The sequence below is a fragment of the Segatella copri genome (assembly GCF_051861805.1).
Lineage (GTDB): Bacteria > Bacteroidota > Bacteroidia > Bacteroidales > Bacteroidaceae > Prevotella > Prevotella copri_M.
This window is the reverse complement of sequence record NZ_CP146520.1, coordinates 2,651,851-2,677,584: the sequence shown is the minus strand read 5'-3', so window position 1 is coordinate 2,677,584 and position 25,734 is coordinate 2,651,851. Positions and strand designations below refer to the sequence as shown.

The 25,734-nt window shown below is 49.4% G+C and carries 22 protein-coding genes; 7 read left to right on the top strand and 15 right to left on the bottom strand.

The features are described 5' to 3' along the window. Positions 1-24: 24 nt before the first annotated feature. The 8 genes from V8Z93_RS10500 to V8Z93_RS10465 form a co-directional block, all read right to left on the bottom strand. Positions 25-1,344, bottom strand: coding sequence for an aspartate kinase (locus tag V8Z93_RS10500; RefSeq protein WP_203049436.1), 1,320 nt, complete (start codon positions 1,342-1,344; stop codon positions 25-27). 43 nt (positions 1,345-1,387) lie between these two features. Then, positions 1,388-2,104, bottom strand: coding sequence for a cell division ATP-binding protein FtsE (locus V8Z93_RS10495; protein WP_217762981.1), 717 nt, complete (start codon positions 2,102-2,104; stop codon positions 1,388-1,390). Positions 2,105-2,258: 154 nt separating this feature from the next. Then, positions 2,259-2,906, bottom strand: a complete 648-nt coding sequence (hisIE, locus tag V8Z93_RS10490; RefSeq protein WP_203040657.1) for a bifunctional phosphoribosyl-AMP cyclohydrolase/phosphoribosyl-ATP diphosphatase HisIE — start codon at positions 2,904-2,906, stop codon at positions 2,259-2,261. 183 nt (positions 2,907-3,089) lie between these two features. Then, positions 3,090-3,872, bottom strand: a complete 783-nt coding sequence (gene hisF / locus V8Z93_RS10485) for an imidazole glycerol phosphate synthase subunit HisF (protein WP_217762982.1) — start codon at positions 3,870-3,872, stop codon at positions 3,090-3,092. Positions 3,873-4,026: 154 nt separating this feature from the next. Next, entirely contained in the window at positions 4,027-4,743 is a 717-nt protein-coding gene (hisA, locus tag V8Z93_RS10480; protein WP_217762983.1) for a 1-(5-phosphoribosyl)-5-[(5-phosphoribosylamino)methylideneamino]imidazole-4-carboxamide isomerase, read from the bottom strand. Positions 4,744-4,814: 71 nt separating this feature from the next. Then, entirely contained in the window at positions 4,815-5,402 is a 588-nt protein-coding gene (gene hisH, locus V8Z93_RS10475; RefSeq protein ID WP_217762984.1) for an imidazole glycerol phosphate synthase subunit HisH, read from the bottom strand. Positions 5,403-5,701: 299 nt separating this feature from the next. Next, on the bottom strand, positions 5,702-6,235 hold the full coding sequence (locus V8Z93_RS10470) for an FHA domain-containing protein (RefSeq protein WP_439431471.1): 534 nt from the start codon (positions 6,233-6,235) through the stop codon (positions 5,702-5,704). 349 nt (positions 6,236-6,584) lie between these two features. After that, entirely contained in the window at positions 6,585-7,784 is a 1,200-nt protein-coding gene (locus tag V8Z93_RS10465) for an SPOR domain-containing protein (RefSeq protein WP_439431470.1), read from the bottom strand. A gap of 201 nt (positions 7,785-7,985) precedes the next feature. Here V8Z93_RS10465 and V8Z93_RS10460 point away from each other — a divergent pair, with 201 nt between their 5' ends. Then, the gene (locus tag V8Z93_RS10460) at positions 7,986-8,789 is read left to right on the top strand and encodes a DUF4738 domain-containing protein (RefSeq protein WP_439431469.1); all 804 of its coding nucleotides are present in this window, start codon (positions 7,986-7,988) and stop codon (positions 8,787-8,789) included. A gap of 220 nt (positions 8,790-9,009) precedes the next feature. Here V8Z93_RS10460 and V8Z93_RS10455 read toward each other — a convergent pair whose 3' ends face one another. From V8Z93_RS10455 to V8Z93_RS10435, 5 genes are all read right to left on the bottom strand, one after another. Continuing rightward, positions 9,010-10,158 (bottom strand): sodium ion-translocating decarboxylase subunit beta, encoded by a 1,149-nt coding sequence (locus V8Z93_RS10455; protein ID WP_203040663.1) that lies wholly within the window; start codon positions 10,156-10,158, stop codon positions 9,010-9,012. A gap of 7 nt (positions 10,159-10,165) precedes the next feature. Further along, positions 10,166-10,669 (bottom strand): acetyl-CoA carboxylase biotin carboxyl carrier protein subunit, encoded by a 504-nt coding sequence (locus tag V8Z93_RS10450; protein ID WP_439431468.1) that lies wholly within the window; start codon positions 10,667-10,669, stop codon positions 10,166-10,168. A gap of 8 nt (positions 10,670-10,677) precedes the next feature. Continuing rightward, positions 10,678-11,700 (bottom strand): OadG family protein, encoded by a 1,023-nt coding sequence (locus tag V8Z93_RS10445; protein WP_203049430.1) that lies wholly within the window; start codon positions 11,698-11,700, stop codon positions 10,678-10,680. Positions 11,701-11,856: 156 nt separating this feature from the next. Next, complete coding sequence (locus V8Z93_RS10440) at positions 11,857-13,551, bottom strand: putative transporter (protein WP_439431467.1); 1,695 nt, start codon at positions 13,549-13,551, stop codon at positions 11,857-11,859. A gap of 150 nt (positions 13,552-13,701) precedes the next feature. Next, on the bottom strand, positions 13,702-14,949 hold the full coding sequence (locus V8Z93_RS10435) for a phosphoglycerate kinase (RefSeq protein WP_439431466.1): 1,248 nt from the start codon (positions 14,947-14,949) through the stop codon (positions 13,702-13,704). Positions 14,950-15,319: 370 nt separating this feature from the next. On the opposite strand from V8Z93_RS10435, the gene radA reads away from it, so the two are divergent. From radA to V8Z93_RS10420, 3 genes are all read left to right on the top strand, one after another. Further along, positions 15,320-16,816: a DNA repair protein RadA gene (radA, locus tag V8Z93_RS10430; protein WP_439431465.1), complete on the top strand. Its 1,497-nt coding sequence runs from the start codon at positions 15,320-15,322 to the stop codon at positions 16,814-16,816. 101 nt (positions 16,817-16,917) lie between these two features. Next, entirely contained in the window at positions 16,918-17,571 is a 654-nt protein-coding gene (queC, locus tag V8Z93_RS10425) for a 7-cyano-7-deazaguanine synthase QueC (protein WP_203040669.1), read from the top strand. A gap of 67 nt (positions 17,572-17,638) precedes the next feature. Then, a complete protein-coding gene (locus V8Z93_RS10420) occupies positions 17,639-18,673 on the top strand; it encodes a redoxin domain-containing protein (protein ID WP_439431464.1) in 1,035 nt (344 codons plus the stop codon). Between the two features lie 77 nt (positions 18,674-18,750). Here the strand turns inward: V8Z93_RS10420 and V8Z93_RS10415 are convergent, their stop codons facing one another. Further along, on the bottom strand, positions 18,751-20,049 hold the full coding sequence (locus V8Z93_RS10415) for a transglycosylase SLT domain-containing protein (protein WP_439431463.1): 1,299 nt from the start codon (positions 20,047-20,049) through the stop codon (positions 18,751-18,753). A 105-nt stretch (positions 20,050-20,154) separates the two neighbouring features. Between V8Z93_RS10415 and hisG the strand changes: the two genes are divergently transcribed. From hisG to hisC, 3 genes are all read left to right on the top strand, one after another. Next, positions 20,155-21,006, top strand: coding sequence for an ATP phosphoribosyltransferase (hisG, locus tag V8Z93_RS10410; RefSeq protein WP_439431462.1), 852 nt, complete (start codon positions 20,155-20,157; stop codon positions 21,004-21,006). An 85-nt stretch (positions 21,007-21,091) separates the two neighbouring features. Continuing rightward, positions 21,092-22,375 carry a histidinol dehydrogenase gene (hisD, locus tag V8Z93_RS10405; protein ID WP_203040673.1) on the top strand — a complete coding sequence of 428 codons (1,284 nt, stop codon included), beginning with the start codon at positions 21,092-21,094 and terminating at the stop codon, positions 22,373-22,375. A 9-nt stretch (positions 22,376-22,384) separates the two neighbouring features. After that, on the top strand, positions 22,385-23,419 hold the full coding sequence (gene hisC, locus V8Z93_RS10400) for a histidinol-phosphate transaminase (protein ID WP_439431461.1): 1,035 nt from the start codon (positions 22,385-22,387) through the stop codon (positions 23,417-23,419). Between the two features lie 183 nt (positions 23,420-23,602). On the opposite strand, the gene V8Z93_RS10395 is transcribed toward hisC, so the two are convergent. Further along, positions 23,603-25,729 carry a 3'-5' exonuclease gene (locus V8Z93_RS10395; protein ID WP_439431460.1) on the bottom strand — a complete coding sequence of 709 codons (2,127 nt, stop codon included), beginning with the start codon at positions 25,727-25,729 and terminating at the stop codon, positions 23,603-23,605. Positions 25,730-25,734: the final 5 nt, after the last annotated feature.

The following is a 25,734-nucleotide window of genomic DNA, read 5'->3' as shown; positions in this document are numbered from 1 at the left end:
GGGGCGGAGATATTGAATATGTGATTACTTCTCGAACAATACGTTGCTCAAGTTCTGCAATGCCTGCTTCTTATCCTTCTCCTTGATGAGGAATGAGATGTTGTAGTTGGAACCACCGTAAGAAATCATGCGCACTGGGATGTTCTTCATTGCATCGGTAGCGATGGTCTCGAAGCCTACGTTGCTCCAATCCAGGTCACCTACCACGCAGATGATACACATGTCTGAATCTACGGTCACTGTACCATACTTCTTCAGCTCGTTCACGATGTCGTTGAGGTGAGCGTCGTTATCGATACTCATGCTCACACCTACCTCAGATGTAGCAATCATGTCGATTGGAGTCTGGTAGCTCTCGAAAATCTCGAATACCTTGCGCAGGAAACCTGTGGCGAGCAACATGCGGCTACTCTTGATCTTGATGGCTGTGATGTTGTCCTTGGCAGCTACTGCCTTGATCTTGCCACGTACGATAACGTTGTCGATGATGGTACCGTCTGCCTTAGGATCCATGGTGTTCTTCAGGCGAACTGGGATGCCGGCATACTTGGCTGGCTGAACGCAGGTAGGGTGGAGAATCTTGGCCCCGAAGTAAGCCAACTCGGCAGCCTCCTCGAAGTTCAGCTGGCGAACTGCCTCTGTGTGCTCTACGACACGAGGGTCGTTGTTGTGCATACCGTCGATATCGGTCCAGATCTGAATCTCGTCAGCTGGCAGGGCTGCACCGATAAGAGATGCGGTGTAGTCGCTACCACCACGCTGCAGGTTGTCGATCTCGCCGTAAGCGTTGCGGCAGATGAATCCCTGGGTGATATAAATCTGGTAGCCCTCGTTCTGCTCCATGATGGCAGCCAACTTCTCCTTGATATACTGTGGGTCTGGCTCTGCGTTCTTATCTGTGCGCATGAAGTCTAAAGCGTTGAGCAATACAGCCTTTACGCCCTGTTCCTTCAAGTAGTTTACAACCATGTTGGTGCTCATCATCTCGCCCTGAGCCACGATGCTCTTCTCCTCGAAAGAAGTGAAGAGGTCTTTGGTGAAAGAGCGGAGATAGTTGAACTCGCCCTGCAAGAACTCGCGTGTGGTCTGCTTCATCTCCTCGGTAGAGTAGAGCTCTTCCACGTGCTGCATGTATTTCTTCTCCAAGTTGTTGATTACCTCGTTGGCGCCCTCTGGGTTCTTCTTGTAAAGATAGTCAGAGATCTCAACGAGAGAGTTTGTTGTACCGCTCATCGCAGACAATACGATGAAAGTTGGTTCACCTGATTCTGTAACCAAAGAGGCTACTCCCTTCATGCGCTCTGGTGAGCCTACAGAAGTACCTCCGAATTTCATTACCTTCATAGTCGTAATATTATTTAAATGTTTGATTTTTATTGTTCTTTAATTAATTCTCCTCGCCATCTTCCGTAAGGTCGATGCGGTTGTACTCGTTGGTCACGTCGTGGAGCACGCCGTCCTTGCAGCGATATACGATGCCCGGGAACTTGTCGAGCATTGGGATGTTATGGGTTGTCATCACAACAGCTGTGCCTTGCTTGGTGATATCCTTTAGGAGGCTCACGATGTTGCTGGCTGTTTCGGGGTCGAGATTTCCCGTTGGCTCATCGGCGATGATGATCTTCGGGTTGTTGAGCAGGGCACGGGCGATGGCCACACGCTGCTGTTCTCCGCCCGAGAGTTCATGAGGCATCTTGTCGATTTTCTCGATCATGCCCACCTCGTTGAGCACCTCTTCGATGCGTTTGTCTCTATCCTTCTTGTTTTTCCATCCGGTGGCCTTGAGCACGAACTCGAAGTTCTTGCGCACGGTGCGGTCGTGGAGCAACTGGAAGTCCTGGAAGATGATGCCCATTTCCTTTCGCAGGGCTGGAATGTCCTTGCGGCGGATGGTCTTCAGGTCTCTGCCCAGGATTTCTGCCTTGTCGGTCTCGCCCTCCACGAGGTCGAGCTCGCAGTAGAGGGTTTTCAGGAGCGAGCTCTTTCCTGAGCCCACCTTACCGATGAGATAAGCGAACTCGCCTTCGTCTACATGGAAGTTGACGCTCTTGAGTACGCATTTCTCAGCCTGGTATATGCTGACGTTTTGATAATCTATTAACATCCTAATTTTTTCTCCTTTATTTAATGTACTTAAAAGCTTTTGCCCTTTCAGGGCGTATTGCCAATATCTTTATTATACCCAGGGCGTTGCCCTGGGCTAGGGGTTTCTGCCCTTTCAGGGCGTGCAGCTGCAAGATAGCCTTGAGCTAGATATATTATTTCATTTCGCCCTTGCTCTTTGCTACGCGGCGCTTCTTATCCCATTCCGGGTCGTGTCGCATTTGCAGCTCCTTTACTACATCCTCGATTCGCAGACCCTTGCTGGTGAGCAGCACGATGAGATGGTAGAGCAGGTCGGAACTCTCGTAGATGAGCTTATCGTCGGTGCCGTTGGTAGCTTCGATGACGGTCTCAATGGCTTCTTCTCCAACCTTTTGCGCCATCTTGTTCACGCCTTTCTTAAACAGGCTTGTGGTGTAGCTACCCTCAGGCATCTCTTCGTGGCGCTTGTTGATGAAGTCCTGCAGCTCCGAGAGGAAGAGGATTGGGTTCAGGGTGTTCTCCTCTGCCCAGCAGGTGTCGGTGCCCTTGTGACAGGTAGGACCGTCTGGATGAACCTTTACCAGGAAGGTGTCGTTGTCGCAGTCAATCTGGATGCTGACCAGGTTGAGGAAGTTGCCCGATGTCTCGCCCTTGGTCCAAAGACAGTTGCGTGAACGGCTCCAGAAGGTAACCTTCTTGGTTTCGATGGTCTTATCGTATGCTTCCCTGTTCATGAAGCCCAGCATCAGGACGTTCTTGGTTACGGCATCCTGGATGATGGCTGGAACAAGTCCGCCCATTTTTTCAAAATCTATTTCCATTTTATCTTTACAATTTTATCTGTTTGTCCTTTGTTTTGTCCTTCTCCCCATATTCTTGGGGGAAACGTCTCGCTAAGTCTAGAAATATTTTCCCTTAAGGCTAAATAAATTTATCCTTAAGACTAAATATATTTATCCTTAAGGCAAATATAATCAGGGTATCCTGCCTTGATTTCCCTGCCTTTACAGTCTGACGTTGATACCTTCGCTGCGGAGGTATTTTTTCAGGTCAGGTATGGCGATTTCGCCGAAGTGGAAGACGCTGGCAGCAAGGGCTGCATCTGCCTTTCCCAGGGTGAAGGCATCACGGAAATGCTCCATCTTGCCGGCACCACCCGAAGCGATGATCGGAATACTTACTTCTTCGGCAAGACGGGCGAGGGCTTCGTTGGCGAATCCTTGTTTTACACCGTCGTGATCCATACTGGTGAAGAGAATCTCACCCGCACCACGGTCGGCCACTTCCTTTGCCCAGTCGAACAAGCCCAGTTCTACTCTCTCTCTTCCGCCTTTAACGTAGCAATGCCAGCCGTCTGGGTCGAGGCGGGCATCAATGGCGCATACACAGACCTGCGAACCGTAATGGTTGGCAATCTCGTTGATGAGCTCGGGATGTCGGATGGCAGCACTGTTGATGCTCACCTTGTCGGCTCCTGCATTGAGGAGTCGTTCCACGTCCTTCAGCTCGTTGATGCCGCCGCCCACAGTGAATGGGATGTTGATTTCGGCAGCCACGCGAGTTACCATGTCTGTAAAGGTCTTGCGCTCTTCGAAGCTGGCGGTGATGTCGAGGAACACGAGTTCGTCGGCACCTGCATCGCTATAGGCCTTTCCCAGTTCCACCGGGTCGCCAGCGCTTCTCAGGTTCACGAAGTTCGTTCCCTTCACGGTTTCTCCGTTCTTCACGTCGAGACAAGGAACGATTCGCTTTGCCAAGCCTTTGCTTTTACTTTGAACTTTGACCATTGTATTTAAATTCTTATCGATTGAAGCTTTTGCCCTTACAGGGCGATTGCCTATATCTTTGTTATACCCAGGGTGTTGCCCTGGGCTAGGAGCTTCTGCCCTTTCAGGGCGTGTCGAGAATAGCTCCGAGCTATTAACTGTTAACTATCAACTATTAACTTTTAACTAGCTTGTCAGCGTCAATCTTTCCCTCGTAGAATGCCTTGCCGAAGACTACGGCTGGGATGCCGGCGGCTTGCAGGGCCTCGATGTCCTCGTTGCAGCTTACGCCGCCCGAGGCGATGAGGTGGAGCTGAGGATAGGCTGCCATTACCTCTTTATACAGGTTGATGGCAGGACCTTGCAGGGTGCCGTCTTTGCTTATTTCCGTGCAGAGCACGTAGCGCACACCCTTGTCGATGTATTTCTTGAGGAACGGGAGGAGGTCTTCTGATGAATCCTCTTTCCAGCCGTTGATAGAAATCTTGCCGTTTCTTACGTCGGCTCCCAGAATGAGCTTGTCGGCACCATACTTATCCATCCACTCCATGAAGAGGTCGGGATTGGTGACGGCGATGCTGCCCACGGTTACCATACTGGCACCAGCGGCGAAAGCCTTCTCTATGTCTTCCTCGGTCTTGATGCCGCCTCCGAAATCTACCACGAGATTCGTCTCTGTGGTGATGGATTTCAACACCGCATCGTTTACGATATGCTTCGACTTGGCTCCATCCAGATCCACTACGTGGAGTCGCTTAAATCCCAACTGCTCAAAGTGTTTTGCCACTTCTGCCGGGTTGTCGTTATAGACCTTCTTCTGGTCGTAATCGCCTTTGGTCAGGCGCACGCACTGACCGTTAATCAAGTCGATGGCAGGAATTAATTCTATCATATTTCTTTTATTGCGTTTAATCCTATTCTATATCATCGGGAAAAACTGCTTTGCTTGGCAGAATGTCCCTGTTATATTTCAAGGAAGTTCTTTAAAATCTGTTCTCCCACCTTGCCACTCTTTTCGGGGTGGAACTGGCAGGTATAGAAGTTGTCCTTGTGGAGCGATGCGCTGTAGGGGAGGATGTAATCAGCCTTGGCGATGGTCTCCTCGCAGAGCGGCACGTAGTAGCTATGGACGAAATAGGAGTAGGGATGGGATAATCCTTTATACAAATCCGTCTTCAAATCATAGATTTCGTTCCATCCCATTGCCGGCACTTTGTCTTCGTGCTTCTGTGGCTGGAATCGCTTGACATCCACATCGAAGATGCCGATGCAGTCTACATCTCCCTCTTCAGAATGTCGGCACAGGAGCTGCTGTCCCACGCAGATGCCCAAAACGGGCTGCTTGAGATTCTTGATTACCTGGTCCAACTGGTGATCCTTGAGGTACTCCATGGCTTCCCTTGCCTGACCTTGTCCTGGAAACAGCACACGGTCTGCTTTCTGGAGCATTTCGGCATCATCGGTGAGCACAGGCTCGATGCCCAGACGCTTCATGGCGTTGACCACGGAATAGATATTCCCGGCATTGTATTTTACGATTGCTACATCCATAACCTAACGTATTTCTTCTGTTTTTTTGTACGTTTTGGGAGTTGTCTCCCACGTCATTCTTATTTTCCGTTGCAAAGGTACACATTTTCTTTCAATTTAAAGAAAATATTATCAAAAAGATTACTATATTAGTAGAATTTCTTGCAGAAAGTAAGAAATATCGGTATAATTATACGTGTTTATCAGCAAAAAAGGGTTAGAGTAAGATTTTTCCTACTCTAACCCTTCGATTTATTTCAATCTGTGAATGTCTTGTTGGTTGGCCTGAATGCCCTCCGGAAGCCCACGATAGAGCTTGCTTATTCCTCCTCGCTGTCGGCGGTGCGGAGGATGATGCTGGTGGCTCCGATGGTGAAGAGGGTTCCGTCTTCGATGATGCGGCGCTCTCGGTCGCCCAGAATTTCGTTATCCACGAAAGTTCCGGTGTAGCTTGGTCCGTCGCGGAGCACATACTTCAGTCGGCCTTTCTTGTCACGGCTCACGTTGATGACGCAGTGGTTCATATCCACGCTTGGGTCAACGGTCTCGATAGGGCAGTTGATACCACTATTCTTCATGTATCTGCCAATCACATTGTCGCCCATCTGCAAAGGAATCACCTGCTTGTAGGCAAACACGTTCTCGATAACCACGATGGAACCCACGCCATGCTCGTTGGCCTGTTCGTCGATTTTTTCCTCCTTGCGGGTTTCGCGAAGCTTGGAAACACCCATTCGGATGCCAAACTGCTTGTTGCAGTTAGGACAAACGAAGACGAGGCTCTGTCCTGCCTCATACTTGGTTTCGTCGAACGTGATGAAATTATCGCATTTCGGGCAACGTACTCTTTTCATATCTTATTCTTGTTTCTTTTCTTTAACTTCTTTATTCTATATATAATAATGTATTCAACTTTTGCAAGTACCCTCCGGTCCCCGAAGGGGGCCAACTTTCAATAACCGCTGGTGGAATGACCGAAGGTCATGGAACCTGCGGACAACCAACGGGAGGGAAAAAGTGTCCCCAAAGGGGGCGAACCACATCCGGTTTTGCTCCTGTTCGCCCCCTTCGGGGACGATAAAAGTGTGTATCGACTTATCCGCAGGTTCCATTCCCTTCGGTCATTCCACCCGCGGTTATTCACATTCGCCCCCTTCGGGGACGGCTGGATGTCACTTGTGAAATTTCTTTTAACTCTAAAAACTATTCCTTAACCTTTGTAATCCAACCATCAGCGAAAGCCTCGTTGTCTCTCAGGTTCTTCAGGGCAGCGTGAGCCTCGCTTTCAGAGTTGTATGTGCCGTAAATCACCTTGACGTTGTTTTCGGTGATGAGCACACGGGCTTGCTTGAATCCCTTGCCTTGCAGGCGCTCGGCATAGTTGGCTGCGTTGTGCTTGGTGACACGGCTAGCCAGAACAATGCTGTAGTAAGTGGAAGGGAGGGATAGCTCGGCGTCCTGGTTGGCATTCTGCGCTGTATTTCCCGCATTCTGCGCAGCATTTCCTGCTATCTGTGAAGAGCTTCCTGCAGATTGCGCAGCGTTTTCTGTATTCTGCGCAGCATTCTCAGATGTCTCCATCAGTTTGGTTCCGTCTCCATTGATTACCAGCTCCTTGGCTTTCTTCATCTGGTCGATTTCCTTCGGCATGATGCGGTTCAGCATGCCAGTGTCAATCTGGCTCTTCTGCATGGTAGGAGCACCCAGTGGGGTAGAGATGGTGAAGAAGGCGATGATGGCGATGCAGGCAGCTGCCAGATTTCTGAGCCAGCTTTTTCTGATGCTGATGAATTCAGCGCTGGTCTCCTCTTCCTCATCGTCGTTGATGAATACGGAGTTGTTGACTGCTGCCTCTTTCTCTTTCTGCATAGGCTTGGCAGGCATCTCTACAAGGTTTGCATTTGGCTTGCTTTCTGCTGCAGGAGTTGTCGTCTTGCTTGTTGCTGCCTTGTTGGCATTCGCCTCTTCGCCAGCAGTGAGCTGCGCCACAGGCATCATGTCAAATCCGCCCAATCCATAGAAATCTGGGGTGAGGATTCCTGCCTCGTATGGCTCAAACTCGATGTTTCCATCCTCATTGAGCGAGAGGATTCCCACGTTGTCCACCTCATACTTTCCCTCGTTTTCAAGGGTCTGGCGAATCTCAGCCACCTCATCTTCAATGCGTCGCAAAGCTTCTGGGTAGCTCATGTCGTAGGTCTCCACATACGAAAGTACAAGCAACGAGTCGTTCATCGTGAGTTGCGGATTGAAGCCCACGGTGCGAAGCGGTGGCAGGAACATGTTGTCGGTGCCATCGTATCTTGCATCTACATGATGAGCCATGAAGCCGCCGAAGCCTGGCACAATCACGCAGTCGTTGCTCAAGAGCAGAATCTCAATATGTCTGTTAATTTCTATCACTTCTTACCTTTCGTTTTATCTGTTATTCTTGTTCGTGAAACCTGAATTCTACATTTCATGTACATTTCACCTTGCAAAGGTACGGCTTTTTTAGGAAATAGACAACTATTTTTTGTGAAATTTTCAGCTGAAATGATAAAAAGTTTAATTTATTTTGCTATTCCGCCAAAAAGTAGTATCTTTGCGACTAAATTTAGGTATATGAAACAATCGAACAACATATTGTTAGGTGCTTGCCTCATGGCGGCTATGGTGGGTTGCGGACAGAAGCAGTCTGCCCAGAAAGCCGAACAGCAGGAGGACGTCGCTGCCAAGAAGATGCTTCAGGGTGTCTGGATTGACAGCGACGACGAGGATGATGTTGCCTTTCGCGTGAAGGGCGATACCATCTATTATCCCGATTCTACCAGCAGGCCGGTTTATTTCTGCATCATTGGCGATACGCTGGTGATGAAGGGTGCGAATACTGCGAAATATCCGATTGTGAAGCAGGCGGCACACATCTTTCAGTTCAAGGTAGCCAATGGGGATGTGGTGAAGCTCGTCAAGACTTCCGACCCGATGTATCTGGAGCAATTCCAGCATGCACAGCCTGTGACGCTGAATCAGAATAAGCTGGTGAAGCGTGATACGGTGGTGAATGCGGGCGAGGAGAAGCTGCACCTCTATGTGCAGGTGAATCCTACCACATACAAGGTGTTTAAGAGCAGTTACAACGACGATGGCGTGGAGGTGGACAATGTTTACCACGACAATATCGTGAACGTGAACATCTATCATGGTTCGCGCAAGATTTTCGGTCGCGATTTCCGCAAGGAAGATTTCAAGGAGCAGGTGCCTCATGAGTTCCTGAAGCAGTCGATATTGAGCGATATCGTGTTCAAGAAAGTGGATGCTGATGGTGTTCATTACAAGGTGGTGCTGGCGATGCCGGATAGCAGCATGAGCTATCAGGTGGAGGTTATCATCTCGCTTGAGGGTAAAATGACGATTAAGAGGGGCTAGACCGCACGCCCTGAAAGGGCAAAAGCTCCTAGCCCAGGGCAACACCCTGGGTATTATGATGGATACAAAAGGTCGCCCTGAAAGGGCAAAAGCTTTGGATCTAACAAGCTTTTGCCCTTTCAGGGCGATTTCTTTGTTGGATGGCTAACCCAGGGTGTTGCCCTGGGCTAGGAGCTTTTGCCCTTTCAGGGCGACCTTAAGCTATTTTTTTATTTCTGCATTAATTGAAGAATCCCAGCAGGGCACCTGCTGCTACGGCGGAACCGATGACGCCTGCTACATTCGGACCCATGGCATGCATGAGAAGGAAATTGTGGCGGTCGTACTCCAAACCCAGATTGTTGCTGATGCGGGCACTCATTGGCACGGCACTCACACCGGCGTTTCCGATGAGCGGGTTCAGCTTCTTGCCCTTTGGCAGGAAGAGGTTCATCAGTTTCACGAAGAGGATACCGCTGGCTGAAGCGATGATGAATGCCAGAGCACCGAGGGCGAAAATCTTGATGGTGTTCAGGGTCAGGAACTCCGATGCCTGGGTAGAGCAGCCCACGGTAAGTCCGAGCAGCATCACCACGATATCATTCAAGCTGCTGCCTGCCGTCTTGGCAAGTCGGGTAGTCTTTCCGCTTTCCTTCAGAAGATTTCCGAAGAAGAGCATGCCGAGTAATGGCAGGCCGGATGGCACGATGAAGGTGGTGAGCAGCAGACCGATGATTGGGAAGAGAATCTTCTCGGTCTGAGATACCTGGCGGGCTGGCTTCATCTTGATGACGCGCTCTTTCTTGGTAGTGAGCAGGCGCATCAATGGTGGCTGGATCACTGGTACCAATGCCATGTAGGAGTAGGCGCAAACGGCGATGGCACCCATCAGGTTAGGACTCAGTTTGCTGCTCAGGAAGATGGCGGTAGGTCCGTCGGCACCACCGATGATGGCGATACCAGCAGCCTGGTTCGGTTCGAAGCCCAGCGCCAGGGCTATCATGTAGGCACCGAAGATGCCAAACTGGGCGGCGGCTCCAATCAGAATCAGCTTCGGGTTGGAAATCAATGCCGAGAAATCGGTCATCGCTCCGATGCCCAGGAATACGAGTGGGGGATACCAGCCCTGTTTTACGCCCTGATAGAAGATGTTCAACACCGAGTTATCTTCGTACAGGCCGATTTCGAGTCCGGCATCGGCACGGAAGGGGATGTTGCCCAGGATGATACCCAATCCGATGGGCACCAGGAGGAGCGGTTCGAAATCCTTCTTGATGGCAAGCCAGATGCAGACGACTCCTATTACTATCATGGCGAGGTTTCCTGCCGTGGCATTTGCAAAGCCCGTATAGGTCAGGAACTCATTGAAGTTTTGTATGATGAAATCCATAAGCTATCTATTTAATGGTTACTAACGTGTCTCCTTCCATCACGGCATCGCCTTTATTCACGTTGATGCTGGTGATGGTTCCAGAAGTCTCTGCCTCGATGTTGTTCTGCATCTTCATGGCTTCGAGGATGACGACAGTATCGCCTGCGTTCACCTTGTCGCCCACCTTCACCTTGATTTCGTTAATGGTACCAGGCAGAGGGGCTACCACTGGCTTGCCAGAGGCTGTCTTTCCTGCGTCTCCTGCATTTATTGTTTGCCCGCTGCTTGCTGCGGATTGCAAATCCGCAGATGCCTTCGCGCTCTGAGGGGCTGAAGAACTGTTGAATTCTTCACTCTTCACTCTTCGTTCTTCACTTAATTTCACTTTCTGCTTGCCAGCCTTCACTGGCTGCTTCATCTCTACTTCGAATGGGATGCCATTCACGGTTACGTTGGCGATGTTGCCTTCTATATCCTGGATTTCGACTTCATAATCGACTCCTTTCACTGTATATTGATACTTAGCCATAGTTTCTGTTATTTAGAGTTGTTGATATTATTGAATTTCGGGGCATTCCATCTGGTCTGTTTAGGCTTGATGGTGATGATGCCGGATTCCACATCGTGCACATCCTCCAGGTATTCCTTGAGGGCGAGTGAAATCACAGCCATGTAAATCTCCTTGTCGATTCCCTTGGTTTTCAGACCATCTTTCAGAATCACGTTGGTCTTATGACTCAGGTCTTGCGTTACCTCGATGGTCTTCTTGCCCGTCTTATATAATAAGGAGGCGTGCTTCTCGGTGGCACGGGCGATGCGCTGCTTGTGCTTCATGTAGGCTCCGAATGCCCAGAATACCAAGAAAAGAAGGGTGAGACACGAGAACACGATACCCATCGAAAGCACGGAGATTCCGATGCCGTATGGGTCCTGTTTCTTCAGAAGCTGTGCCTTGCTCAAGCCCATGTTCTGTGGCAGATAGCCCGGAGTAATGGCTCCGGCAATGGCTTTATCCCATGTCTTGAAATCACGGCTCAGTGTATAGCTCTCGTCGGCTGCCAATGCTGGTACGCTCACGGAGTCTATCAGGTCTACGGCGTTTCCGTCATAAAGTGCTATCCAGTTGGGCTTCTTTTCCTGCAGAATAAGATTGAGATGAAAAGGTCCGGTATTGGAAGAATCCTTTGCCTTCCAATGCTGCCCGTTCCAACTGTCCTTGTACCAGCTACTGCTGTCGAAGATGACGATGCTCTTCTTACCGCCCAGCATGGTTCGGGGTTCATTGTTCGGCAATGGATACATCATTTGCCGACGTACTTCGGGCGAGAGGTTCTTGTTGAGAACTCGTCTGTCGGTGGTTAGGAACATACCACGCACGTTGTACGTGGTAAAGGAGGAATTGCTCAATTCCACCCATGGCTTGTGCTGACCGTACTCATCAATGAGACTCGTGCGGTTGTCGGTCATCACTTCCGTAATACGGATGCTCCTGGCACCTTGTCCCCAAGCGGGCAAGGATGCGATGACCAGCATGGTTATCAGAAATCCTAATTTATTCATACGCATCTAACGTTTTTAGGGTTGTTTGTTTATTGTGCTCAAAGGTACGAATAAATTCTGAAAAGAAAACAAAAGAGGTGCACAAATTTTTATCTTTGTGCACCTCTTTTATAATTTATAACTATTTCCAGTTGTTTTGTTAACATTTATAAGCGTTTATGCTCCGCAGAAGAACAGCACCACAATCTGGGCTGTAAAGATACGGAGGAACATACTCAATGGATATACAGTAGAGTAACCTACGGCTGGAGCCTCCTTAGAGCATGATGCGTTGGCATAAGCCAGGGCAGGAGGGTCGGTATAAGTACCGGCAAGCATACCCATGATGGTGAAGTAGTTGAACTTGAACTTCAGTCGTGCGATGGTACCCACGATGAGGATAGGAATGATGGTGATGAGGAAACCGCATCCCACATATTTCAATCCGTCGCCCTGGACCACTGTGTCCCAGAATCCGGCACCCGCCTTGATTCCCACACTCGCCAGGAAGAGTACCAGTCCTATCTCTCGCAGCATCATGTTGGCGGAGGTAGTGGTGTAGGTAACCAGCTTCATGCGATAACCGAAACGGCCGATGAGGATGGCGATGATGAGCGGACCACCGGCGATACCCAGCTTCAGAGGCACTGGCATGCCTGGGATGGCGAATGGGAGGGAACCGAAGATGATACCCACCATGATACCGATGAAGATAGTAGCAATGTTAGGCGCATCGAGGCGCTTCACAGAGTTACCCATGATCTCAGCCACACGGTTTACGTTCTCCTCAGGACCTACTACCATCACGCGGTCGCCCACGTGGAAGTGGTGGTTACGGCTTGCGAAGAGATCCATGCCCTGACGGGAAATGCGGGTTACGTTCACGCCATACACACTGGAGAAGTGCATCTTACCCAAAGTCTTACCGTTCATCTCAGGACGGGTAACGATGATTCGTCTTGATACGAAGTGCTGTACCTCATCCTTCTCGCGGTCCCACTCTGCCTCGATTTCCGGACCGATGAAAGCCTTGATGGCCTCGGCATCAGCCTCTGCGCAAACCACGAGCAGCTCGTCGCCTACCTCGAAGGTGGTCTTGCTGTTAGGAATGCTCACCTCTCCGTCGTGGAGCAGTCTTGAGCAGACGATGTCGCGGTTCAGGAACTCAGAAACCTCTCTCAGGGTTCTGCCTGCGATGTAGGCATTCTCCACACGCAAGTGCATGTTGTGAGGTTTGGCATGAGGGTTGGCAGCCTCCTCCTCGTTGAGCTGGGCTTCTTCCTCTGTCAAGTCAACACGGGTGATGTACTTGATGAGGATGGTAGCACCGATGATACCAACCACACCCAGAGGATAAGCACAGGCGTAACCGTTGGCGATGCTAGGAGCACCATTAGGGAAAACGCTGAGCAACGCCTCGTTGGCAGCACCAAGACCCGGGGTGTTGGTAACCGCACCATACAGGGTACCCACCATCATAGGCAGGTTATGCGGGTTGCTGGTATCGAAGAAGAGGTAATAGCATCCGAACATCACGAGGATGTTGAGCAGGATGGCTGTGGCAGAAAGCAAGTTCAGTGTCACGCCACCTTTCTTGAAACTCTCGAAGAAGCCAGGACCCACCTGCATACCAATCATGAAGACAAAGAGGATCAATCCGAAGTCTTGCACGAAGGTGAGGATTTCCTTAGGACCTGTAAAGCCCACGTGTCCGGCTAAGATACCTGCGAAGAGCACGAAGGTAACACCCAGCGAGATGCCACCAATCTTGATCTTTCCCAGGTAAACACCAATCGCAATGACTATTGCGTAGAGCAGGGCGATGTGCGCCACCGACTCTGTATTGGTGAAAAGATTAATAATCCAATCCATTAAATTGCGTTAAATGGTTTTTAATATGAATAATTTTTAATAAAGGGAGTATCGTTAGATTGTTAGGGGTGGGGTATCTTATATACTGAAAAATTCGAGGACATCCACTATGGGATGCCCCCGAACCGCTTTATATAGATTACCTATTGATTACTTCTCAATAGCTGCTACGCCTGGCAATACCTTGCCCTCGATAGCCTCGAGGAGAGCACCACCACCTGTAGAGATATAAGATACCTGGTCTGCCAAGCCGAACTTGTTGATGCAAGCTACAGAGTCACCACCACCGATGAGTGAGAATGCACCCTCCTTAGTAGCCTCAGCGATTGCGTCAGCGATAGCCTTAGAACCACCAGCGAAGTTGTCAAACTCGAATACACCTGCAGGACCGTTCCAGAGGATAGTCTTAGCGCCCTTGATAGCCTCAGCGAATGCCTTGCGAGTCTCAGGACCTGCGTCCATACCCTCCCAACCGTCAGGGATGTTGTTAGATGGGCAAACCTGTGTGTTGCAGTCGTTCTTGAAGTCGTCACCGCAGATAGAGTCTGTGCCGAGTACGAGGTTTACACCGTTCTCCTTAGCCTTCTTGATTACGTCGAGAGCTACGTCAAGCTTGTCATCCTCGCAGATAGACATACCGATCTTGCCACCGAGAGCCTTAGAGAATGTATAAGTCATACCACCGCAGAGAATCAGGTTGTCAACCTTAGTCAACAGGTTCTCGATGATACCGATCTTGGTAGAAACCTTAGAACCACCCATGATAGCTGTGAATGGGCGCTTGATGTTGCCGAGGACTGCGTCAACAGCCTTCACCTCTTTCTCCATCAGGAAGCCGAGCATCTTGTGATCCTTGTCGAATGAATCTGCGATAACAGCTGTAGAAGCGTGCTTGCGGTGAGCTGTACCGAATGCGTCCATTACATATACATCAGCATAAGAAGCCAACTTAGCAGCGAACTTCTTCTGGCGCTCCTTCATCTCAGCCTTAGCAGCGTCGAACTCAGGTGTACCCTTCTCTACGCCAACTGGCTTGCCTTCCTCTTCTGGATAGAAACGAAGGTTCTCGAGCAAGAGAGCCTCACCTGGCTTCAAGGCAGCAGCCTCAGCATCAGCGTTACCGCAATCCTTGGCAAACTTAACCTCTACACCGAGAGCGTCAGAAACGTTCTTTACAATCTGAGAGAGAGAAAGCTCTGACTTAACCTTGCCCTTTGGCTTACCCATGTGGCTCATCATGATGAGCGCACCGCCGTCAGCGAGTACCTTCTTCAAAGTAGGGAGGGCACCACGGATACGAGTGTCGTCTGTTACATTACCATTTTCATCCAATGGCACGTTGAAATCAACGCGTACGATTGCCTTGTGACCGGCAAAGTTAAAATTTTCAATCTTCATTTTTCCTAAATTTTATATTAGTTATTATTATTGATTTAATTAACGATTGAAACTGAACTCAGTTGATGGGGCTTCCCATTCCGCCGTCTGTGGAGCTAATCGGGCTCGGCAGGCTGAAGCGAATCTGGTAGCAGGGCATCCTTCGCTCAATCCGACGCAAAAGTAACAAAAATAATTGGTATCACCAAATCTTTGCATCATGTTTTAATGATTTTTTGTCATAGTACGCATCTTTTGCAACGTGTAGATAGCAAAATACCGCCTATTTCACGACTTCTTTCCTGTTTTTGAAACAAAGTTTTTGTGTTTAGAGGGAAAAGTTTTTGTGATTAGAGAAAAAAGCTGTACCTTTGCCGAAAATTTGCGAAAGATGGCTAAAGATAAAATTGCATACGTTTGCAGCAACTGCGGGCAGGAGAGTGCCAAATGGATTGGCAAATGCCCTAGCTGCGGACAATGGAATACGTTCAAGGAGATTAGAATAGCAGCCGATTCGGGGTCGCAGGCGGCTAAGAATGCCGGCATGACCATGAGGCATGGAGGTGCTGCCACCATGTTTGGAGGACAGCATTCGGATAGCGATGCCAAGCCGATGAAGTTGCGAGACATCTCCTCGATTGATGAACCTCGCATCGATATGATGGACGAGGAACTGAATCGTGTGCTGGGTGGCGGAATGGTACCCGGCAGCATCACTCTGCTGGGTGGAGAGCCGGGCATCGGAAAGAGTACGCTTACCCTGCAAACCATTCTGAACATGAGGCACAGAAGGGTGCTTTATGTAAGCGGCGAGGAGAGTGCCCATCAGATTAAGCTCCGTGCCGACAGATTGGCAAAGGGACAGGCGCTGATGAGGGCTTCGGTTGCTGCTTCGGATGCCGGAGATGCTTCGGCTGCTGGTGATGTTTCTCCTGAAGCGGCTTTCGACCATATTACGATTCTCTGCGAAACGCAGTTGGAGAAAATATTCACTCATATTCAGCAAGTGGCTCCAGAACTGATAGTTATCGACTCTATCCAAACCATTGCTACAGAGGAAGTGGACAGTTCTCCAGGCTCTATATCGCAGGTGAGGGAATGTGCGGCGTCGCTCTTGCGGTTTGCCAAGACCAGTGGCATCCCTGTTATCCTGATAGGACATATTAATAAGGAGGGAACCCTGGCTGGACCGAAGATTCTGGAACATATCGTGGACACCGTTATCCAGTTTGAGGGCGACCAGCACTATATGTACCGCATCCTGCGAAGCATCAAAAACCGATTCGGAAGTACTTCGGAACTGGGTATCTACGAGATGCAGCAGGGAGGACTCCGACAGGTGAGCAACCCGTCGGAACTGCTCCTTACGGAAGATCACGACGGACTCTCGGGCGTTGCCATCAGTGCTGCCATCGAAGGCGTCCGCCCGTTCCTGGTAGAGACGCAGGCACTGGTGAGCACGGCGGCATACGGAACCCCGCAGCGTTCGGCAACGGGGTTCGACCAGCGCAGACTGAACATGCTCCTGGCCGTGATGGAGAAGCGAGTGGGCTTCAAACTGATGGCGAAGGACGTGTTCCTCAACATTGCGGGCGGACTGCGAGTGACTGACCCGGCGATGGACCTGAGTGTGCTGGCAGCCGTGTTGAGCAGCAATGTGGATACACCGATAGAACAGGGGTGGTGCATGTGTGGCGAGGTGGGACTGAGCGGCGAGGTTCGTCCGGTGAGTCGCATCGAGCAGCGCATCGCTGAGGCCGAGAAGCTGGGATTCCTGCACATCATCATTCCGAAATATAACAATCATGGTTTCGACCACAAGAAGTATCAGATAGAGATTCATCCCGTAAGGAAGGTGGAGGAAGCATTCCGCTGCCTGTTCGGGTGAAGATCTCACGCAGATTTCGCGGATTACGCAGATTTTAGTGTATAGTCTGAATTTATAAATATAATCTGATTTTATAAATATAAAGTTCAAAGGAAAAGTAAATGAAGGATTCAGTAATTATTGTGAGCGGCGGTATGGATAGCATCACGCTGCTTTATGACAAGAAGGACGAGATAGCCCTGGGTATCAGTTTCAATTATGGCAGTAACCACAACGAGCGAGAGATTCCTTTCGCCAAGATGCATTGTGAGCGACTGGGCATCAAGCATATCACCATCGACCTGGGATTCATGCATCAGTATTTCAAGAGTTCTCTCCTGGAGGGTGCCGATGCCATCCCAGAGGGTCACTATGCCGACGACAATATGAAATCTACCGTGGTTCCATTCCGCAACGGCATCATGCTCAGCATCGCCATCGGCATTGCCGAGAGCAACAATCTGAAGAAGGTGCTTATCGCCAACCATGGCGGCGACCACACCATTTATCCGGATTGTCGCCCTGAGTTCATCAAGGCCATCGATGAGGCTGCCGAGGCTGGCACCTTCGTGGATGTTCGCGTGGTGGCTCCGTACACCAACATCACCAAGGGCGAGATTGCTGCGATAGGCAAGAAACTGGGCATTGATTATGCCGAGACCTGGAGCTGCTACAAGGGTGGCGAGAAGCACTGCGGAAAGTGCGGCACCTGCGTGGAGCGCAAGGAAGCACTGGCTGCGGCTGGTATTGAGGATACCACGGAATACGAAGCTTAAAAGCTTTAGATTCAAAATAGAAAATACGAAATAGAAAATACTAAATAAAGCGAGAAAAGAAGATACAATGAAGAAAATGATTTTTACTGCTGCCTTGGTGCTTGCATCAACTGCAGCAATGGCTCAGAAGAGCAACTTCCAGGTGAAGGGAGAATTGAAGAACTTCTCTAGCGATACCATTTTGGTATATAAAGGTAGAGGTGTGAAGATGGATACCATCTTGGTAAAGAAGGATAAGTTTACTTACAATACCAATGTGGAGAAGCCTGTGAACTATACCTTTATTACCCCAAAGACTTATCGTGGAGAAGAGCGTAAGGCTTTCGCTTTGGTTTGTGTGCCTAACGAGAAGGCTGAACTGAAGGGAGATGCAAATGCTCGTTATGATGTAACGGGTACTAAGTTTTACCAGCAGTATCATGAGGTTGACTTGATGCTGGAGGCTGCACAGAAAGCACCTGATGCCAAGGATACCTATAATGATAAGGTGATTGATTTTGTAAAACAGCATCCTGACTATGAGGCTAGCGCCACTCTGGTTTCTGCTGTTGATGGATTGGAGAACATCGAGAAGGTGGTTGGTCTGCTTTCCGACCCAGTGAAAAACGGCCGTATGAAGGGATATTATCAGCCATTTGTTGAGTATGCCAAGAAGCAGGCTGAGGCTGAGGCAAAGGCTGCCAAGGTTCAGGCTTCCGGTGTAGAGGCTCCTGACTTCACTCTGAATGACATCAATGGCAAGCCATTCTCTCTTTCCAGCCTCCGTGGCAAGTACGTGGTGCTCGACTTCTGGGGTTCTTGGTGTATCTGGTGTATCAAGGGTATGCCTAAGATGAAGGAGTACTACGAGAAGTACAAGGGTAAGTTCGAGATTCTCGGCATCGACTGCAATGATACCGAGACTAAGTGGAAGGCTGCCGTTGAGAAGCATCAGTTGCCATGGATTCACGTATATAGTCCAAAGGGCAGCAATATTTTGGAGAAATATGCTATTCAGGGTTTCCCAACCAAGATTGTTGTGGGTCCTGACGGCAAGATTGTGAAGACTATCGTGGGTGAGGATCCTGCATTCTACACCTTGCTCGATGAAGTATTGAAATAAGTGTTTGGCAAATATTGCCCACCATATATAATAATGAAGAGGGTGTGTCATGAATTCATGACACACCCTCTTCATTATTATATATGGTATTTCTTCTGATAATTTCTCTTTGATTTCACCGGTGCCCCATGAAAGGAGTCGGTTCCTCTTCCGATGTGCGGGCCACGGCTGCCGCCACGATAGCTCTCGTGGAAACTGGCTCCACCGCAATACTCGCTCCAGCGGGCACGGATTCTATCCACGTAATCTGCCGTCTCGGCGCCTCGCATATAACCGTATTTCACAGCCGGGTCACAATAGTAGGCTGGTTGTGACAGTCGGAGCACATATTCCCTTACATCACCCCAATTTTGCGAGTTGCCACCGTGCTTCCGGGTCAGCACCATCGCATCGCGGATATGATGGAAGCCGCCGTTGTAGGCAGCAAGGGCAAAGAGTACGCGCTGCCCTGGGTCGCCCACATCGCTGAAGTGTCCCTGCAGTTCTGCCATGTATCTCGCAGCCGCAGCCACATTAGCCTCGGCATCGTGGATGGCACTCATCGGCAAGCCCAGGTGCGAGGCGGTGGATGGCATAATCTGCATCAGTCCGCAGGCACCCGCCCACGATTTGGCATTCGCATCGAAGCAACTCTCCTGGTAACACTGAGCCGCCATCAGTCGCCAGTCCATGCGAGCCGTTCCGCTGTATCTCATGAAGAGATGGTCGTAGCGCGAGATGACACCCTTCGAACGGTTCAGGAACGGCGAATACACGTGGCGGCGGATGCTGGCTGTAGATAGCAGGAAGGTTTCCTCCTTCTTCACCTCGGCTATCATCTTCGGCTTGAACCATCCGTTCAGGGTATCGGCAAGACTCTTGTTGCCGCCAATCACCGCCCACTGCGTCTTTCCGCTGTCGGGAGTAACGCCGCAGAATTGCAGGTCTTTTGCTTTGCTTTGGCGGGGCAGTGGCACGGCGATGATGTCGCCTTCTCCCTTCTGCAGTCTCTGAATCATCTCGGTGGTATCCTTGCATTCCTCCACTCTCAGCGACACGCCAATCTGCTGGGCAAACTTCTCGCAGAGCAGATACTGCAGACCCATGCCGTGGTTGTGATAATCATAATAGGTGGTAGGACCGTTCACGGTGAGCATGATGAGCTCGCCATTCTCCTGGATATCTTCCAGCGAGAAACCCCGCTGCCGGTTTGCCTTTCCGTTGGCATCATCCAATCCATCTCCGTCGGCGTTTCCATCCTCTTCAGAACCGTCGATACCATCCACTTCACCCACGGGAGTACCCCATGGCGTAAGCTCTTGCTGCGGTTTCTTATCAGCGCAACTTGAGAGCAAAAACAGTGAATATAATGCGTATAAATATAACTTTTTCCTCATTGCGACTGCAAAAGTACTAAAAAATTGAATATAAGTACGAAATTATTTGCATATTCTAACAATTTTATGTACTTTTGCAATGTTTTTCAAACAAAATACAGAAATATGTTACGAATAGCAGTACAAAGTAAGGGTCGTTTGTTCGACGACACAATGAATCTTTTAGCAGAGGCCGACATCAAGGTCTGCGCTTCCAAGCGCACTCTCTTGGTGCAGGCAAGTAATTTTCCTCTCGAAGTGCTTTACCTTCGCGATGACGATATCCCTCAGAGCGTTGCCTCTGGCGTAGCCGACATCGGTATCGTAGGTGAGAACGAATTCGTGGAGCGCGGTGAGAATGCCCAGATCATCGACCGATTGGGCTTCAGCAAGTGCCGCCTGAGTCTTGCCATCCCTAAGAAGATTGATTATCCGGGATTGCAGTGGTTCAATGGCAAAAAGATTGCCACCTCATACCCTAACATCCTTCGCAATTTCATGAAGAAGAACAATATCAATGCCGACATCCACGTCATTACAGGTTCTGTGGAAATCAGTCCGGGCATCGGTCTGGCAGATGGTATCTTCGATATCGTCAGCTCTGGTTCTACATTGGTAAGCAACAATCTTGCCGAGGTGGAGGTAGTGATGAAGAGCGAGGCTTTGCTCATCGGCAACTGGAAGATGGATGAGGAGAAGCATCAGATATTGAACGAGATGCTGTTCCGCTTCGAGGCAGTACGCTCTGCTCAGGACAAGAAGTACGTGATGATGAACGCCCCTAAGGCGAAGGTAGAGGAGATTACCCAGGTATTGCCAGGTATCAAGAGCCCTACCATCATCCCATTGGCCGACGAGGAGTGGTGCTCTATCCACACCGTTCTCGACGAGAAGCGTTTTTGGGAAATCATCGGTAAACTGAAGGAACTCGGTGCACAGGGCATCCTGGTAACACCAATCGAGAAGATGATATTGTAAGAAAGTTAGATATTAGGAGTAGCGACCAGCTTATGCGCAGGTCTAGTTCTTAATTATCCATTATAAATTATTAATTAAATTTGGAATGAAGGTAATAAAGTATCCTGCAAAGGAGGAATGGAGCGAGATAGTAAAACGCCCACACCTTGACGTGTCGCAGCTCAATGCTACCGTTCAGGGTGTACTCGACGATGTGAAGAACCATGGCGATGATGCCGTGAAGCGTTACGAGGAGAAGTTTGACCATGCCCATCTCGATTCTTTGGCTGTGACTGAGGCTGAAATCGATGAGGCTGAGCAACTGGTTTCTCAAGATCTGAAAGACGCTTTGCACCTCGCCCATCATAACATTGCCGCATTCCATCAGAGCCAGAAGTTTGAGGGCAGCAAGGTGGAAACCTGCGCTGGCGTAACCTGCTGGCAGAAGAGCGTGGCAATAGAGAAGGTGGGATTGTATATCCCGGGCGGAACGGCGCCTCTCTTCAGCACCGTATTGATGCTCGCTACCCCTGCCAAGATTGCAGGCTGCAGGGAAATCGTGCTCTGTACTCCTCCTAACAAGGAGGGAAAGGTGAATCCGGCTATCCTCATGGCGGCTAAGATTGCAGGCGTGAGCAAGATCTTCAAGGCGGGCGGCGTGCAGGCCATCGGTGCGATGGCTTACGGAACGGAGAGCGTGCCTAAGGTATATAAGATATTCGGACCGGGCAACCAGTTTGTCATGGCGGCAAAACAGCAGGTTTCCCTGCACGATGTGGCTATCGATATGCCGGCTGGACCATCAGAGGTTTGTCTTATTGCAGATGAAACTGCCAACCCTGTGTTTGCAGCTGCCGACTTGCTGTCGCAGGCTGAGCACGGCTTCGACTCGCAGGTGTTTTTCATCACTACCTCCGAAAAGGTTTTGGAAGCAGTGAAGAAGGAAGTGGAAGTGCAGTTGGAGCGATTGCCTCGCAAGGAGATGGCGCAGACTTCGCTGGACAACTCCAAGTTCATCCTCGTTGAGAACGAAGAGGAGGCCATCGACCTTTGCAACACCTACGCCCCAGAGCATCTCATCATCGCAACTGCCGATTACGGGCAGCTTGCCGAGAAAGTGGTGAATGCGGGCAGCGTGTTCCTGGGCAACTATGCGTGCGAGAGTGCCGGCGACTATGCCAGCGGTACCAACCACACCCTTCCGACCCATGGCTATGCCTTGGCATATAATGGCGTGAACCTCGACAGTTATAATCGTAAGATCACCTTCCAGCATCTCACGGAAGAAGGTATTCGTAACATAGGCGATGCTGTGGTGACGATGGCGGAGAACGAGCAGTTGGAGGCACATGCCAACGCCATGAGATTGAGAGTTAATAGCCTAAAATAATTTAAAAGAATGAAAGATTTAAAAGACTTGTGCCGAGAAAACATTTGGAACTTGGCACCATACAGTTGCGCTCGCACGGAATTCGCTGGCAGAAATGCCCGCGTCTTCCTCGATGCCAACGAGAATCCATATAATGACCCGTACAACCGATACCCTGATCCGCTGCAGCTGGAGCTGAAGAAGCAGGTGAGCAAGATCAAGGAGGTTCCGGAAGACCAGATTTTCCTGGGCAATGGTTCGGATGAGGCCATCGATCTGGTTTTCCGTGTGTTCTGCCGTCCGGGCAAGGACAATGTGGTAGCGATTGCGCCTACATACGGAATGTATGAGGTGTGTGCCGATGTGAACGACGTGGAGTATCGCTCCGTGTTGCTCGACGAGAACTATCAGATTTCTGCCGAGAAAATCATCGATGCCTGCGACGAGAACACCAAGGTGGTTTGGTTCTGCAGTCCTAACAATCCTACGGGCAACCATATCAATCGCGAGGCGATAGTAGAGGTGCTCCGTCTGTTTGATGGCATCGTGGTGGTAGATGAGGCTTACAGCGATTTCTCTACCGAGCGAACTTTCCGTAGTGTACTGAAGCATTTCCCTAACATGATTGTGCTCAATACGATGAGCAAGGCGTGGGGTTGTGCGGCATTGCGCCTGGGTATGGCGTATGCGAGCAAGGAGATTATTGATATCTTCAATAAGGTGAAGTATCCTTATAATGTGAATCTGCTTACCCAGCAGCAGGCACTTGAGGTTTTGAAGGCACCGCTGAAGAAGGATGAGTGGGTGAAGAACATCCTGCAGGAGCGTTCTAAGGTGATGACTGCCTTCCTGGATTTGCCTATCACCGTGAAGATTCATCCTACGGATGCCAACTTCTTCCTGGTTCAGGTGACGGATGCGCAGGCCATCTACGATTATCTTGTGGCTCAGGGCATCATCGTAAGAAACCGCAACAAGGTTCAGCTTTGCGGCAACTGTCTGAGAATCACCATTGGTAACAAGACAGAGAACGCCGAGTTGCTTGGGGCGTTGAGACAATATTAACCCCCTTAATGATACTTTCGGAAAAAATAAACATTCGAAAATAGATAAACCGCTCCACCTATTTATATGTAAGTGGAGCGGTTTTATTATATGGGTTCATCTCAAAAATAATCGCATGTTTCTTTCTTGCATCTTTCATGCATTCTTTCATGCATTCTTTCATGCATTCTTTCATGCATTCTTTCATGCATCTTTCTTGCATTCCATTTCTTCCAGCAATCCTGTTGCTTCTCCCCATCCGCTGATGAATACCATCTGTCTGGCACGGGTGATGGCTACATAGAGTAGGGAGCGGATACCCATCAGATACTCTTTGCGTTCCGGAACATCCATCATAGAGAATGGTTTACCGGAAGTCTCCTTTGATGGCATACTTCGCTCTGTTACACCAACCAGAATAACTATGCGGAATTCCAAACCTTTCAACGAGTGGAATGTACAGAGTGAGATTCCTTCTTTATTACCCGTAGCGTTTCCACCTTTCAACTCCTGATAAGGAATATCATTGTGATGTAATCCGTCAACAACATCTTTGTATAATGCCCGGGTTCTGGCAGCTATGCAGATATGGTTGAGACTGATGCCATTATTTTCACATTCAGCCACAGCCTTCATTACATATTCTACCTCTTCATTACTTGATGCAAATATCCTGTAGCAAGGCTTTTCGCCATGAACCAAGGAGATATATCCCTTGTTGTTCTCTTCGCCGCCATCCATGTCGTCGTATTTCTCACCTTTCACTACGGCAACAGCCATGCGCTTGATTTCTTCCGTGGTGCGGTAGTTTACCTTCAGTTTCTTGCTCTTTTTGCCACGGATATTGATTCCGGCAGCAGTAAAGTTAATCTTTCTTCCACTATAGATGCGCTGGTATGGATCACCCGTCAGGAACAGATCGTTTCTTCCTTCTGCTACAAGCTGGCGCAGGAATCGGAGTTCCGGGTTCGAGAAATCCTGAAACTCATCAGCTATCACATGACTGTATGGATGTATCTGATGCTCCTTCATATAGTTAGCCGCCATATTGAACAACTCAAGGCGATCTACTTTCTTACGTTCCTGCTTGAGGGCTTCATACTGCTCTTTCAGTTTCCATATCTCCACACGCTGTTTGCGGGTAATAGGCTTCGTTCTGCCCGTTCTAGCCTGCAGCAGGTATGATTTCAAGTCCTTATTGTTATTATAGATGATTACATCTATATATTCCGAATAAAGAAACTGTTCGTCGAATTCAGAGATATTCTGGTCAAGCACCTCACTCCAGAGAGCCAGGGATTCCTTGTCACCGGAGTAATCCAATACATGGAAATCTGTCGGAAGAATCTTATACTCCTTGGCTACTTCCAAAAGCACCTTATCAATGTTGTTGAGGGCATACTTCTGCTTGTCAATGCCCATTTTCTCTACAAGTACTCTCAGATTATCTACCAGAGCTGTGGTATAGGTTGTGAAGAGAACCTTCCCGAACATATTGCTCTGGCAGAGATATTTCAGACGGTGAATGGCTGCGATGGTCTTTCCGGTGCCAGCTGAACCGCTCACTTTGGTTGAGCCATTGTAATCGCTATCTACCAGCTTGCGCTGTGAAGGGTGGAGAAACAGTTGCCATTTCTCCATACCTTCGTCCATGATTCGGGCGAGTTCTTCATCGGTTGTAATCTCGATGAAGCGGCGGCGGTTGTTGCTCGACAGCAATGTATCTTCTCCCTCCTTTGCCTTGCCTTCTTCTATATTGGCAATAATGGAGCTGATATCGTTACCATCCATCACGTCAAAGATATTCTCGAAAGCATCCTGCGGAAGCATCTTCTCTGCCTTGTCCAGGTCATCAAAGTTTCTGATATTTCTGACGATACCGATCAGCTCTTCTGGTACACCGATTGATAACAGCTGAGCGTCAGTAATATCGCAGAACGGACTCTCGGCAGTTGCATCATTAGAGTTTCCGTTTTCTTCTACGTATGTCTCTTCTTGCTGAATATCAATAGGAATGATCTGGCAGGTTTGTGTATGCTCATTCCATACGAACTTCTTGTTCTGTGCCCAGCGGTATGCCTTGTCGTGCTTATCTACATAGAGCAGCATATAGTTGTCTTGTCCCAATGCACCCACAACGGCACGATACTCCTGGTTTACACGGGCAGTTTTCAAGGAAGAATCCTTAAACTGGGTGATGGATTCCAGGTGTATGGCAGAAGACTGAGAATTCTGACGGAACTTCTTCTGGAAGTCCCTCACGTTTTGTTGGACGTTGCGTGGCAACTCCGTGAATTTATCGAAAAATGAATCACTTAAGAATAGTCTCATATCTA

Coding starts and splice junctions, on each gene's coding strand:
- V8Z93_RS10500 (WP_203049436.1), bottom strand. CDS start 1,344: ATGAAGGTAATGAAATTCGGAGGTACTTCTGTAGGCTCACCAGAGCGC.
- V8Z93_RS10495 (WP_217762981.1), bottom strand. CDS start 2,104: ATGTTAATAGATTATCAAAACGTCAGCATATACCAGGCTGAGAAATGC.
- hisIE (WP_203040657.1), bottom strand. CDS start 2,906: ATGGAAATAGATTTTGAAAAAATGGGCGGACTTGTTCCAGCCATCATC.
- hisF (WP_217762982.1), bottom strand. CDS start 3,872: ATGGTCAAAGTTCAAAGTAAAAGCAAAGGCTTGGCAAAGCGAATCGTT.
- hisA (WP_217762983.1), bottom strand. CDS start 4,743: ATGATAGAATTAATTCCTGCCATCGACTTGATTAACGGTCAGTGCGTG.
- hisH (WP_217762984.1), bottom strand. CDS start 5,402: ATGGATGTAGCAATCGTAAAATACAATGCCGGGAATATCTATTCCGTG.
- V8Z93_RS10470 (WP_439431471.1), bottom strand. CDS start 6,235: ATGAAAAGAGTACGTTGCCCGAAATGCGATAATTTCATCACGTTCGAC.
- V8Z93_RS10460 (WP_439431469.1), top strand. CDS start 7,986: ATGAAACAATCGAACAACATATTGTTAGGTGCTTGCCTCATGGCGGCT.
- V8Z93_RS10455 (WP_203040663.1), bottom strand. CDS start 10,158: ATGGATTTCATCATACAAAACTTCAATGAGTTCCTGACCTATACGGGC.
- V8Z93_RS10450 (WP_439431468.1), bottom strand. CDS start 10,669: ATGGCTAAGTATCAATATACAGTGAAAGGAGTCGATTATGAAGTCGAA.
- V8Z93_RS10445 (WP_203049430.1), bottom strand. CDS start 11,700: ATGAATAAATTAGGATTTCTGATAACCATGCTGGTCATCGCATCCTTG.
- V8Z93_RS10440 (WP_439431467.1), bottom strand. CDS start 13,551: ATGGATTGGATTATTAATCTTTTCACCAATACAGAGTCGGTGGCGCAC.
- V8Z93_RS10435 (WP_439431466.1), bottom strand. CDS start 14,949: ATGAAGATTGAAAATTTTAACTTTGCCGGTCACAAGGCAATCGTACGC.
- radA (WP_439431465.1), top strand. CDS start 15,320: ATGGCTAAAGATAAAATTGCATACGTTTGCAGCAACTGCGGGCAGGAG.
- queC (WP_203040669.1), top strand. CDS start 16,918: ATGAAGGATTCAGTAATTATTGTGAGCGGCGGTATGGATAGCATCACG.
- V8Z93_RS10420 (WP_439431464.1), top strand. CDS start 17,639: ATGAAGAAAATGATTTTTACTGCTGCCTTGGTGCTTGCATCAACTGCA.
- V8Z93_RS10415 (WP_439431463.1), bottom strand. CDS start 20,049: ATGAGGAAAAAGTTATATTTATACGCATTATATTCACTGTTTTTGCTC.
- hisG (WP_439431462.1), top strand. CDS start 20,155: ATGTTACGAATAGCAGTACAAAGTAAGGGTCGTTTGTTCGACGACACA.
- hisD (WP_203040673.1), top strand. CDS start 21,092: ATGAAGGTAATAAAGTATCCTGCAAAGGAGGAATGGAGCGAGATAGTA.
- hisC (WP_439431461.1), top strand. CDS start 22,385: ATGAAAGATTTAAAAGACTTGTGCCGAGAAAACATTTGGAACTTGGCA.
- V8Z93_RS10395 (WP_439431460.1), bottom strand. CDS start 25,729: ATGAGACTATTCTTAAGTGATTCATTTTTCGATAAATTCACGGAGTTG.